At 56.4% G+C, this 12,463-nt stretch carries 10 protein-coding genes; 9 read left to right on the plus strand and 1 reads right to left on the minus strand.

Annotated elements, in window-relative coordinates; all coding sequences use genetic code 11:
- The first annotated feature begins 38 nt into the window (after window positions 1-38).
- Window positions 39-2,399, plus strand: a complete 2,361-nt coding sequence (locus HNR64_RS13215) for a TonB-dependent receptor (protein WP_204996918.1) — start codon at window positions 39-41, stop codon at window positions 2,397-2,399.
- Window positions 2,400-2,517: 118 nt separating this feature from the next.
- On the opposite strand, the gene HNR64_RS13220 is transcribed toward HNR64_RS13215, so the two are convergent.
- On the minus strand, window positions 2,518-3,606 hold the full coding sequence (locus tag HNR64_RS13220; RefSeq protein ID WP_204996919.1) for an AraC family transcriptional regulator: 1,089 nt from the start codon (window positions 3,604-3,606) through the stop codon (window positions 2,518-2,520).
- Between the two features lie 132 nt (window positions 3,607-3,738).
- On the opposite strand from HNR64_RS13220, the gene HNR64_RS13225 reads away from it, so the two are divergent.
- The 8 genes from HNR64_RS13225 to HNR64_RS13260 are packed head-to-tail and all read left to right on the plus strand — an operon-like array spanning window position 3,739 to window position 12,446.
- The gene (locus HNR64_RS13225) at window positions 3,739-4,245 is read left to right on the plus strand and encodes a hypothetical protein (protein WP_204996920.1); all 507 of its coding nucleotides are present in this window, start codon (window positions 3,739-3,741) and stop codon (window positions 4,243-4,245) included.
- An 11-nt stretch (window positions 4,246-4,256) separates the two neighbouring features.
- Window positions 4,257-5,021 carry an SDR family NAD(P)-dependent oxidoreductase gene (locus HNR64_RS13230; RefSeq protein WP_338061857.1) on the plus strand — a complete coding sequence of 255 codons (765 nt, stop codon included), beginning with the start codon at window positions 4,257-4,259 and terminating at the stop codon, window positions 5,019-5,021.
- 4 nt (window positions 5,022-5,025) lie between these two features.
- Window positions 5,026-6,042 carry a Rieske 2Fe-2S domain-containing protein gene (locus tag HNR64_RS13235; protein ID WP_204996921.1) on the plus strand — a complete coding sequence of 339 codons (1,017 nt, stop codon included), beginning with the start codon at window positions 5,026-5,028 and terminating at the stop codon, window positions 6,040-6,042.
- Complete coding sequence (locus tag HNR64_RS13240; RefSeq protein WP_204996922.1) at window positions 6,035-8,173, plus strand: oxidoreductase; 2,139 nt, start codon at window positions 6,035-6,037, stop codon at window positions 8,171-8,173. Before HNR64_RS13235 ends, HNR64_RS13240 begins: the two co-directional genes overlap by 8 nt.
- Window positions 8,174-8,224: 51 nt before the next feature.
- Window positions 8,225-9,952, plus strand: coding sequence for an amidohydrolase (locus HNR64_RS13245; RefSeq protein WP_204996923.1), 1,728 nt, complete (start codon window positions 8,225-8,227; stop codon window positions 9,950-9,952).
- Between the two features lie 27 nt (window positions 9,953-9,979).
- Entirely contained in the window at window positions 9,980-10,765 is a 786-nt protein-coding gene (locus HNR64_RS13250) for an SDR family NAD(P)-dependent oxidoreductase (RefSeq protein ID WP_027872923.1), read from the plus strand.
- Window positions 10,762-11,382, plus strand: coding sequence for a nuclear transport factor 2 family protein (locus tag HNR64_RS13255; protein WP_204996924.1), 621 nt, complete (start codon window positions 10,762-10,764; stop codon window positions 11,380-11,382). The genes HNR64_RS13250 and HNR64_RS13255 overlap by 4 nt, the downstream gene beginning before the upstream one ends.
- On the plus strand, window positions 11,382-12,446 hold the full coding sequence (locus HNR64_RS13260; protein ID WP_204996925.1) for an alkene reductase: 1,065 nt from the start codon (window positions 11,382-11,384) through the stop codon (window positions 12,444-12,446). The genes HNR64_RS13255 and HNR64_RS13260 overlap by 1 nt, the downstream gene beginning before the upstream one ends.
- Window positions 12,447-12,463 lie beyond the last annotated feature (17 nt).

Here is a 12,463-nt window from a genome sequence, read left to right on the forward strand (position 1 = left end):
GAATAAACATAATAACTCGGTAAAACGGAAGAGAAAGCATGACTCATAGACGTCTTATTTCCAGCCTCATGTGTCTGGGTATCGCCACACCAGCCCTGCCCGTCTTGGCGAATAACTCGCCGATAGAAGAGGTGCTAGTCACCGCCCGTAAGCGCGCTGAAAGCCTGCAAGAAGTGCCCATGGCGGTGAGCGCTTTCAGCAGTTCGCAGTTAGAAACCGCACAGGTTGACGATATTACTGACCTGCAACGCATGACGCCCAATGTGACCCTCAACGAAACCAGTGGTTTGGTTGCGGGCGCGGTGCAGGTGTTTATTCGCGGTATCGGTAATGACCCCGGCTTCGATCAGGGGGTGGGAATCTATCTCGATGATATTTACCTAAACCGCACAACGGGGGCGCTGCTGAAGTCCTATGACATAGAGCGTATCGAGGTGTTGAAAGGCCCCCAGGGTAACCTCTATGGCCGCAATACTATTGGTGGTGCGGTGAAGTATGTGACGCGCAAGCCTGGCGACGAGTTAATGGGTGATGTCAAAGCCTCATACGGAGCGTTCGGCGCAGCAGAGTTAAGCGGCAGTGTCTCTGGGCCGATTAGCAGCGATGCCGGTTTATACGGCAGCGCCGGGTTCCTGCGCAGTGAGCGCGACGCGCTGCAACGCAATCGCAGTAATGGCGAAGGCTATTGGGATGAAGACGTTACCGCGTTGCGCGGTAGCCTGCTGTGGCGCATGAAAGAGGGCCATGAACTCACCCTTGCCGCCGATATTATGCAAGACAACTCAGCGGCGCGCCTGCCTGAGCGCTTGGCGGTTGACGCTGCTACCCTGGCGGGTATCGACTTTGTGATCTCGGGGGCAAACAATTTCTTCGGCCCTGGAACCGGGCTGGTCAATAGCGCCAACGATACCTCGTTTAATCGCCGCGATGTGGTGAATACCGAGTTTGGCGATGGCTTTGATGATTATGAAATTGAAACGACCACGCTGGCGGCAACCTACCAGTGGGACATCAACGATACGTGGTCGTTTAAGTCGGTGACCGCCCGTCGTACGATGGATAACACGCAGGTGTTTGACTTCGATGGCACCGACCAGCAATTCATTACCACGTTACGCCCGGTTGAGAGCGAAGATTTCAGCCAGGAATTCCAATTTAATTACAGCAGCGAAACGCTCAGTGGTGTGATCGGTGCTTACTACCTCGATGGTAAGCAGGACTACAACAATATTACTGAGCAGTATGAGCGCCTGCGCGCGGTGCAAACTCACCGCAAAGAGGACTTCTACGACCGGCAGGAAGTTGAGTCTAAATCGGTCTACGGTTCGCTGGACTGGGATTTTGCCTCCGACTGGCAGTTGTCGACCGGTCTGCGCTTCACAAAGGACAGCAAGGCTATCGAGCAGCGTTCGACAATCGATCAGCGCTTCTTTGCTCTCGCCTTGATTCAGGGGTTCCCGCCCAGTGCCATCGTGGCCATTGCGCCGGGGCAGGAAGCGACTGTTGAGACAAGCCCTGCGTTCGCCGGTTGGGCGACGCCGTTCACCCGTTCGTTTACAACGTCAAATGACATCAACCCCAAGGCCAGTGAATCCTGGCACGAGCTGTCACCCACGGTGAAGTTGTCGCACTTCGTCAGCGAGGACACCCTGGTATACGGCGGTGTGGCAAGTGGCTTTAAAGCGGGTGGCTTCCAGAATCAGGGCGGCTTAGTGACAGAGTTTGATCCTGAAACGGTGATGGCTTACACCCTTGGTGTGAAGACCACCATGTTGTCAGGTCGACTGCAGATGAACGCCGAGCTGTTCTACAACGACTATCAGGACAAGCAGTTTGCTATAACCGTGTTGAATGGTGCGAGCCTTGATCAGTCGGTGGATAACGTCGGTGAAATGACCACAGAAGGCGGCGAGCTGGAAATGCGTTTCTCAGCCACTGACAGCTGGTTGCTAGGACTAAATGTGGGCTATCTGAATAGCACCGTTAAGTCATATAAAACGCAAGATAGCGCCGGTAACGACGTGGACATCGCGCCCTTTACCGAGATCGGTTTTTCTTCTGAGTGGAATGCCCAGCTGAACAGCCAGTATGTTGTCGACATTCGTGACTACGGTACCTTGACGGCGGCGGCAGATGTATCGTGGAGAACATCGTCCTACACCAACTCTCCAATAGATAAGCGCGATGCCTTTGCCGACGTGCAGCAACAAGAAGAGCACCACATTGTGAATGCCTCGGTCGCTTTTGAGACCCAGGATCGCAAATGGCGTGTCGCGGTGGAAGGTAAAAACCTTGAAGACAAGCGTGTGTTGACTAACAGCTATGTGGTCGGCCCCTTTGTGAGCGGCGGCTACAATAGCCCGCGCACATGGGCTGTGTCGCTGAGTTACAGCTACTAAGGTTCAGCGACAGGGTTCAGCGCCAGGGCGACACATGGTGTTGCTCTGGTTTGCGCGACTCTCGAATATCCCCTCTATGGCGAGCTGCGGCTCGCCTTTTTTGTGTCCGGGATACGGTTCAGTCGTCGATAAATTCAGAACGGTATTGTTTTGGCGTTAGGCCGGTCCAGTTGCGGAATGAGCGAATAAACGAGCTGGATTCAAGAAAGCCTAGTAGCTCGCCGATTTCGTGAATTTTTAGTTTGTCATCGCGCAGGTGGCGCATGGCGATGTCGCGGCGATAGTGGTCTTTCAGTTCCTGGTAACTGGTGCCCTCACTGTTTAACCGGCGGCGCAGGCTGGATGGCGACATGTGAAGGTTTTCGGCCATATCTTCAAAGCTAGGCAGTGCCCCTGCGCCGCTTTTGGCCAACAGGGAGCGGATAGCGGCGCCGGTACTTGCAGGCCGCGAGTCTTGTGAAATGAGGGCGTAAACCGCGTTGCGCAAAAAGGCTTCCAGCGATTCGCTGGTGTGAACTGTGCGGTAGCGCAGGCACTCAGCAGGGAAACAAATCGCGGTGTAGTCACAGTCATATTGCGGCGGCACGCCCATCACGCTGTTCACGCTGTCTGAGTAGGCGTAGGAGAATTCTGGCGCGGCAATTTTCAGGCCGCTTAGCTCAATGTCGCGCCCGACCAGCCAGCCCATAAAGGCGTGCCATACCCGCATACCCGATGCTTTCGCAACGGTGTCTGAAAACTCCGTGCGATCCCAGCTATCAGGCAAAAACTCCGGACTGATTTTGTCGGCATCAAAGTGATAAATAAGCTCCGCAGTACCGGCATCAACAATCAGCTCTATGCGATAGCCGGTCATGCTGTAGAGCATTTCCTGGTAGCGCTGTGCGCGGTGCAGGGCATCTTCAAGGGTTTGGCAATTGATAATGCTGTAGCACATAAAGCGAAACACATCGCTGCCTATTCCCGAACCCCAGGGCACCGCAATATTGAGTTGTTGCATGGCTTCGGCGGCCAATTCATAGAGGCTGGAATAACGGTAGCCGGGCAGCATTTTATCGTCGTCGGCTGCCATTAAATCGTCGATATTCAAGCCAGAGCGTTTGGCGATGGCGCGCTGGTCGATGCCGACTTTGTCCAAATAGTCGAGCAATCGCAGAAATTTGCGCACGGGCATTTCGTGCATGGCTGTCGGTTGAGGCATGGTCATAAGACACTCTTTGCGCCGCGTTATTGGTATTTAATGTCGGCGTTTCTGAAAGTTTTTGTGCTTTAGCAAATGCGTGTGTCCAACAATACTAAGAGCCTAATAATTAAAAGCAATTACGCAATTGGAGTAGGTATGACTTCAGATAGCCGCCGCCATATTTATAAGGAAGCCTCCACCAACGGTGTGATCAATGGCTGTGTAAACGGTGCCTTTGCCTGGTACCTCAGCGAGGAAAAACCCACCCTTGCGGTGTGGGGCGGTCAGGGCGTGATCGTCGACTTTATCGCAACGGCCGCCATTCTGGTTTTTATACTCAGTTTGATCGTACTGCCTCTGCAGCGCCGCAAAGTTGCCAAGCTGGGCTTGGCGGCAGTGCAACCGCCATTCGCATTTATTCGCTACCTGGGCTGGCTGGCGCCCCATCGCGATGCGCTAAAAGCCCTAGCGCTGGCGCTACTGGCGGCCTTGTTGAGCGTGCCGGTGCTCGCCGCATTATTTTCCGTGGCAGGCGTGGACACGCTTAGCCGAGTCGATTTTACCTTGTTGAAGTCGGTGTATACCGGGGTGGTCGCCGCGCTGGTGGTGCCACTTATTGTTTTATTCGCGATGCACCCTGTGCGCCGCGTTCATGCTTCCTAAGGAGATAGAAAGTGTCTATAGCATTGCAGGATAAAGTCGCATTAGTTACCGGCGGCGCAACGGGAATTGGCCGCGCGATTTGCGAAGAATTGATCGCTCAGGGAGCCAGGGTCGCGGTTTTGGATGTGAATGATGAAGCCGGTCAGCGTTGTGTTGCTGAGCTAAATCAGGAAGGAGAGCGTGCGGTATATATGCACTGTGACGTCAGTGCCGAGGACGAGGTAAAGCAAGTTGTCGCCGCCATCCTGGCGCGCTTTGGCAGACTCGATCTGGCATGTAATAACGCGGCGGTGAGTCGCGGTAGCGGCCCCATTCACCAGTTTGAGCGTAAGGTGTTCGACCAAACGCTGGAGCTGTGCCTGACCAATACCTGGCTGTGTATGAAGTATGAGATCGACGCCATGCTCGCTAACGGCGGTGGCAGCATTGTGAATATTTCGTCCAACGCCTCGCTGCGTGGTCAGGCGTTTAATACCGCTTACGCGTCGGCAAAGGGCGGTGTGAATATTCTGACGAAAAGTGCTGCCACTGAGTACGCCACTCAGGGTATTCGCATTAACGCCGTATCGCCAGGGGTTATTCGCACTCCAGGCTTGGAAAAGTATTTTGAAGAGCAGCCCAAAATGGCGGAGCAATTGCGGAAGGTCGCCCCGATGCAACGCCTGGGTGAGCCTGCAGAAATTGCCAATGCCGTGGCGTTTTTGCTCTCCGACAAAGCCTCTTTTATTACCGGTCAGCTGCTGTCTGTCGACGGCGGCGGTGCAGTGCGAGGATAGGTTTATGACGATTATTGCTTCTACAAAACGCCCTCGCGTCGAGCTGCCCATGCCCTACGGCTGGTTTCAGGTGTTGTACTCCCAGCAACTGGCAGTGGGGCAGTCGCTGCCGCTGGAATACTTTGGCCAAGAATTGGTGATTTTTCGTACCGAAGCCGGTGAAGCCAAAGTGCTGGATGCCTACTGCCCGCACATGGGGGCGCATTTGGGCTACGGCATACGCGACCAGGCGGGCGGCGGCTCGCGTGTGGTGGGCGACAATATTGTCTGCCCCTTTCACGGTTGGCAGTTTAATGGCGACGGTCAGTGTACGGGTATTCCCTACGCTGAAAGAATGCCGCCGCGGGTTGCCAAGTGTGAGCAGGTGATACCCAGTTGGCAGGTGCGCGAGCAAAACCAGTGTATTTATGTTTGGTATCACCCTGAGGGGATCGAGCCACTGTTTGATCCTCCGCAGATTGATGAAGCGATGCCCGATACAGATGATTGGGGAGAGCTAAAAATCTACGAATGGGATATTGCGACTCACCCGCAAGAGATTGGCGAAAATGCGGTGGACGCTGCCCACTTTCGCTTTGTGCACGGCACACCGGAAGTGCCTGAGCCGACGGTGATGCGCTTTGAAGAACACTGCCGTTTTGGTTTGCTCGAAACGGCAATGGAAACTCCCAAGGGGCGTATCGAAGGCCGGATTGAGAACAGCAGTATCGGCCCGGGGATCTCCACCGTGCGCTTCAGCGGCATTTGTGAAACGGTGCTAATGGCGAATCTAACGCCGATTGATGCCCACAACACCAAGGCGATGTACGCCTTTATTCAGCGCGATGGCAATGGCCAAAAAGTGGGCCGCGTGGGGCAGGCGATAATTGATGATATTCGCCAGCAAATGGAAGAAGACCGCATTATCTGGGCGCGCAAACGCTATCTGGAAAAACCAATGTTGTGCGATGGCGACGGCCCCTTTGCCAAGTTTCGGCGCTGGTACGGACAGTTTCTGGTAGCGGAGACCCGCGATGATTGATGTGCGTGAAGTGGGCGAGTGCCGCCATCCACACTTAATGTCTGAGGGTGATATCGCCGGTATGCGGCTGCGCAACCGCACCATATTAGCCGCAATGGGCACCGAGTATATTCTGGAAGATGGCAGCCTCGGTGACCGAGCGATGGACTACTACGAAGCGCGGGCTGCAGGCGGCGCGGGTATGATCGTGCTGGAAACCAGCTCGGTGGCGTGGCCGTTGGGAATGTCGATGCCGCGCATGTTGGGCCTGTCTTCAGATGAGTTTCTACCGGGCTTGCGCGCCCTCGCTGAGCGGGTTCACCGTCATGACTGCCGCATTGCCGCGCAGCTAAATCACAGCGGAAAAGTCTCTGCTTACGATGTGGTCGAAGGGCGGCAAATACTGGTGCCGTCTATACCCAAGCCCGCAGCCAACGATATGGGTAACGGTCTGACGATGGCTGAGATGGCCAATTTTGTTCGTGCTGCGGGGCCTGATGGCAAGGGCCCGCGTTTCAAAGAAATGGACCAGGCGGACATCGATTGGGTAATCGAATGTTTCGCGTCTGCCGCTACGCGTGTTGCTAAGGCGGGTTTTGATGCGGTGGAAATTCACGCCGGCCACGGCTACTTGCTGTCGTCTTTCTTATCACCCTATGCCAACCGCCGAGAGGATGAATACGGCGGTGAGCTAGCCAACCGAGCGCGTTTGCTGCTGCAGGTGGTGGACGCGATCAAGCTTGCTGTGGGGGATGATTTTCCCATTATGGTGCGGCTCGATGCCTGTGAGTATCGCACCGAGGGCGGGATAAAGCTCGACGATGCCGTGCAGGTGTCGCAGTGGTTGGACAAAGCCGGGTGCCACGCAATAAATGTGAGTGCGTATTCAAACAATAGCGCCATTGGCTTTACCGAGGGCCCGCTGGTTCACCAGCCCGGTGGCTATATCGATTTTGCCAAGGCGATTCGCTCGGCGGTCACCATTCCCGTTATTGCGGTGGGTCGCATAGAGCCAGATGTTGCGGAGCGGCACATTGCCCAAGGCGATTTTGATTTTTTGGCTATGGGACGCAAATTGCTTGCCGACCCAGAGCTGCCCAATAAACTGCGCGACGGCCGTCAGCAGGATATTCGCCCCTGTATTTACTGCTACGTTTGCGTCAGTCAGATTTTTATCAACAAGGCGCTGTGCTGCGCAGTAAACCCCGCGACGGGTGACGAGGCGAGCCTGATGCGCAGCGTGCCGGCGTCTCAGCCGAGGAGCATATTGGTTGTCGGCGGCGGCCCCGCAGGAATGGAGGCCGCGCGGGTACTGGCCGAGCGCGGTCATACGGTGACCCTGTGGGAGAAAGACGACCAGCTCGGCGGCACCTTGCGCGTGGCGGCGCTCGCCTATGAGCCCAATGGCAAACTCATCGATTATCTTGCGCGGGGGCTTGAGGCCTCTGCTGCTCAGGTGGTGCTGAATAAAATGGCAAGTGCTGACGATATTCGAGCGGCGCGCCCGGATTCCGTTGTGCTCGCGGTGGGCGCACGTCGCCAGGCACCGCCGCTGCAAGGTAAGGAGCTACCACACGTTTTGGATGGTGAGGCGCTACGCGATATGTTGTTTGCAGGGGATGCCCACGGCAAGCTGACGCTTGTGCAGCGGTTGATGCTGCGGTTGATGCACGCGTTTCGCCTGAACCGCAATATTGAACGGATGCGCCGTCTCAGCCGCTTGTATATGCCCATTGGCCGCCGCGTGGTGATCATTGGCGGCGGTCTGGTTGGTGTGGAAGTGGCGGAACTGCTGGTAGAGCGTGGCCGGGATGTCACCGTGCTTGAGCCCAGCAGGGACTTTGGCTCTGAGCTCAGCATAGTGCGCCGCTGGCGGGTGTTGCACGGCCTGTCTGAGCACGGCGTGCGTTTGTTGGCGCATGCCACGGTGAGTGCCATCACGCCCAGTGAGGTGGTGTTTGAGCAGGAAGGTGAGAGCCAGTGCGTCGCTGCCGACACCGTCATTATTGCTCAGGGCGCAGACGCGAACACCGCACTTGAAGAAGCGCTGCGTGCAAGCGGGCTGGATGTGCACAATATTGGCGACAGCGCGCAGATCGGCTACATCGAAGGCGCGGTGCGCAGTGCACGTGAGTTGGCGGTTTCTCTGTGAGTGAACTATTGCTAGTTGATCGAGATTAGGTCGGCATAAGGAGAAGCGCTGATGCGTTTAGTGATAAAGAGCTTGTCGTTGCTGCTGGGTTTACTCGCCTTACTGGCGGCGGCATTGTGGTTCAGTTGGCGGGGGCCGCAACCACCATTACCGAGCCAGCAAGCGTTCGTTAACGGCCACATTCTCACGATGGATGCGGAAAATCGCATTGCCGAAGCGTTGCTGCTTAACGGCGAGCGCATTGAGGCCGTAGGGAGCAACGCGGAAATCCGCGCGTTGATCAATGACGATGTCACCGTTCACGACTTGCAGGGCCGAACCTTGCTTCCCGGCTTTATTGACGCCCACGGACATTTTCCTGGCACCGGACTGTCCGCGCGGGGTGTCGATTTAAGCAGCCCGCCAATCGGCCACGTGAATTCGATTGCCGATATTCAATCGCGGTTGCGCGCCGCGGAGTCGGCCTTGAAAGAGGGGCAGTGGTTGTTTGGCTTCGGCTACGATGATTCGCTGTTGACCGAAGCGCGCCACCCCACCCGCGACGAATTAGATGCTGTGTCAACGCAGCGGCCGATCTATCTGATGCACAGCTCCGGTCACTTGGCGGTGACCAATAGTGCCGGGATGGCATTGGCGGGGATTGGTTCAGAGACTCCCGACCCCGAGGGCGGCGAAATTCAACGCGATGAGAGTGGTCGCGCTACCGGCCTATTGCTAGAGCATGCAACGGATCTGGTTGCGCCGCTGGCGATGGATTTCACCTTGCTGGATTTTGTCGCCATGGCAGACGTGGCGACCCAACAATACCTGCAAGCGGGTGTCACCACGGTGCAGAGCGGCGGTGTGGATGGTCGAATGTTGCAGGGACTTTATGGTTTGTCGATGCTGAACCGCGTTCCCCAGCGTGTGATTGCCTGGCCGATGGGGCAGCAGGTGGGTGATCAGCTGTTGTCGGGTGAATTAAACCTACAGCGTTTTCAGTCAAATAAATTCGCGACACCGGCAGTTAAGTTAGTGGCGGATGGCTCTATTCAGGGCTACACCGCATATCTGGCAATGCCGTATCACCGTCATAGCGATGCCGATTTTGTTGGCTTCGCCCGTTATACCCAGCAGCAGCTCGACGACGATGTGGCTGCGTATCACTGCCGCGGTTATCAATTGGCCATCCACGGCAATGGCGATGCGGCTATCGATATGCTGTTGGACGCCTTCGAGCGTGCCCAGCAGAAATGCCCAAACGCCGACCCCAGAGCCATCGTGGTTCACGCGCAAACAGCGAGGCCCGACCAGTTAGACCGGATGAAGTCATTGGGAATGACGCCGAGTTTCTTTGTGGCGCATACCTTCTTCTGGGGCGACCGGCACCGTGATCAATTTCTTGGGCCAGCGCGCGCCGCCGCGATCAGCCCACTGAAAAACGCCTTGGATCGCGAGCTGCGATTCACCACCCACTTAGACTCCCCCGTAGTGCCAATGGATATTGGCCGCCTGTTGTGGTCAGCCGTTACACGGGAAACCCGCAGCGGCAAGGTGTTGGGTGACGATCAGCGAGTCTCCATTATGCAGGCTCTGCGCTCGGTAACGATCGATGCCGCATGGCAGAGCTTCCAAGAAGAACAACTGGGCTCATTGGAGCCCGGCAAACTGGCCGACATGGTGTTGCTTGATCGCGACCCTCTGCGAGGCCCTGAGCAATTACTCAATTTCAATGTGGACCAGTTGTGGATTGGTGGGCGCTGTTATTACCAGCGCGATCAGCAGCAGTGCCTGCGTTGAAATATCGATTTATTTAAGGAGAGAGACATGGCGGATAGACTGCACAACAAGGTGGCGATTATCACTGGCGGCGGGCAGGGCATTGGTGCCGCGACGGCGCTGCGCTTTGCCGAGGAAGGCGCGAAGGTGGTGATTTGCAGCCGCCGCCTGGAGCCGCTGGAAGTCGTTGCCCAGCAAATTCGTGAGGCCGGTGGTGAGTGCCTGCCCTTGTCGGTGGATGTGAGTGATGAAGAGGCTGTAAAGCGGTTGGTGGCAGATACACTCGCGCAGTTCGGCCGCATCGATATTGTGGTGAATAATGCGGTACTGATGGTGCCCGGTATGTTGGCAAATCACAGCACTAGGGCCTGGCATCAAAACTTTCAGGTTTCCCTGGATGGCGCGATGTTTCTGATGCGCGAGGCTTACAGCGAGCTCAAGAAACACCGCGGGGCCGTGGTCAATGTGTCGTCGGTATGCGGTTTGGCGGGCTCGGTGGCTACGGCTGGTTACAGCGCGGCCAAGGCGGGCGTTATTGCCCTGAGTAAGAGCGCATCGATTGAATGGGCGCCTGCGATCCGCGTCAACACGGTGGTACCGGGCGCGTTTCTCACACCGGCCTTGGAAACGGTGAACCCTGACGAAGAGACTCAGCGCGCCACGGGGAAAACGATTCCACTGGGCCGCATTGGCGACCCGCGTGAATGTGCCAACGCGATTTTATTTCTCGCCAGTGACGAGGCGTCCTACATAACCGGGGCCGTGTTGAATGTCGACGGCGGGCGCATGGCAGAACTGAATACCGGTAGCGCGCGCTGGGAGGACAAGGCGTGACACACTCTCTGGAACAACGTATTGACCGCCTTGAGTCGCTGGATGAGATTCGCCAGCTGGTGGCGAAGTATGCCCTATCGCTGGATATGCGCGACCTGGACGCCCATGTGAATCTATTTGCTGAGGATATTCGTGTGAGCCGCGAGCACAGCGGTCGCGCGCATTTGAAGGCGTGGGTTGATGATACCCTACGTTTGCAGTTTACCGGCACGTCTCACCATACCGGCAACCACATTATCGAGTTCAGTGACCCCGACCATGCCCACGGCGTGCTGTATTCCAAGAACGAGCACGAATGCGGCGGTGAGTGGGTAATTATGCAAATGCTCTACTGGGACGATTACGAGCGCAAAGACGGCCGCTGGTTTTTCCGTCGCCGCTTGCCGTGCTACTGGTATGCCACAGATCTGAATAAACCACCGATTGGGGATATGAAAATGCGTTGGCCCGGCCGCGAACCCTATGAAGGGGCGTTCCATGAGCTCTTTCCCAGCTGGAAGGAGTTTTGGCTAAACCGCCCTGAGGGTCTGGCCGAAGTGGCCGAGCCTGCGCCGGTAAATGAGTTTTTAAATCGCATGCGGCGCGGCGCGCCTGCACCGAAAATTCGGGTGAGATGATGAAGTTATTAAGCGAGGTGCAACTGGGCGGTTTAGCGCTCAGCAACCGTGTTGTGATGGCGCCCATGACGCGCTCGCGCGCCGATGAGCGTGGTGACATGCCCAATGACCTGATGCGCGAATACTACCGCCAACGCGCCACAGCGGGTTTGATTATCACCGAGGGTACCCACCCCAGTGCCGAGGGTAAGGGCTACTGCCGAACCCCGGGAATATACACTGACGCGCAGCAGGCCGCGTGGGCCGAAATTTGTGAGGCGGTGCACGGCGAGGGCGGTAAAATTGTTCTGCAATTAATGCACTGTGGTCGCGTGGCTCACCCGGACAATAAAGCACCGGGTGTGCGTACCGTGGCGCCGTCGGCCATTGCCGCAAAAGGGCAGATATATACCGAGCAAGGTATGCAGGATTTCCCTCTGCCCGAGGAGATGAGTCGCGCGGATATCCGGCGTACGATTAACGATTATGCGTCGGCGACACGGCGCGCCTATGCGGCAGGTTTTGACGGTGTGGAGCTGCATTGCACCAGCGGTTATCTGCCCGCGCAGTTTCTCTCCACAGGCACCAATCAGCGTGACGATGACTACGGTGGCACCTTGGCTAATCGTTTGCGGTTTGTACTGGAAGTGCTCGAAGCGATGGCGGAGGTCGGCGGAGCATCAAGGGTTGGCATGCGAATCTGTCCGGGGAACCCCTTTAACGACTTACACGACGAGGATTACCAGCAGACGTTTGCGGCGCTGTTAAAAGCGGTGGACGCGATCGGTCTGGCCTACCTGCATGTGATTCGCATGCCCAAGATTGGCGATCACATTGCGTTGGCCAAAGAGAATTTCTCCGGTCCATTGATCGTTAACGACAGCTATACCGCTGACGAAGCCGAGGGTGCCTTGTGTGGCGATTCGCAGATCGCAGCGGTATCGTTTGGTCGGGCATTTATTGCCAACCCTGATTTACCGCGGTGTTTTGCGATGGGAGGGACGTTGGCCAATATTGACCCTAAAACGCTATATACGCCGGGGCCCGCAGGTTATATCGATTACCCAAATCGGATAACGGAATAGGTTTTTATCGGCATAAA

The organism is Spongiibacter marinus, from assembly GCF_016906995.1.
GTDB lineage: Bacteria > Pseudomonadota > Gammaproteobacteria > Pseudomonadales > Spongiibacteraceae > Spongiibacter > Spongiibacter marinus.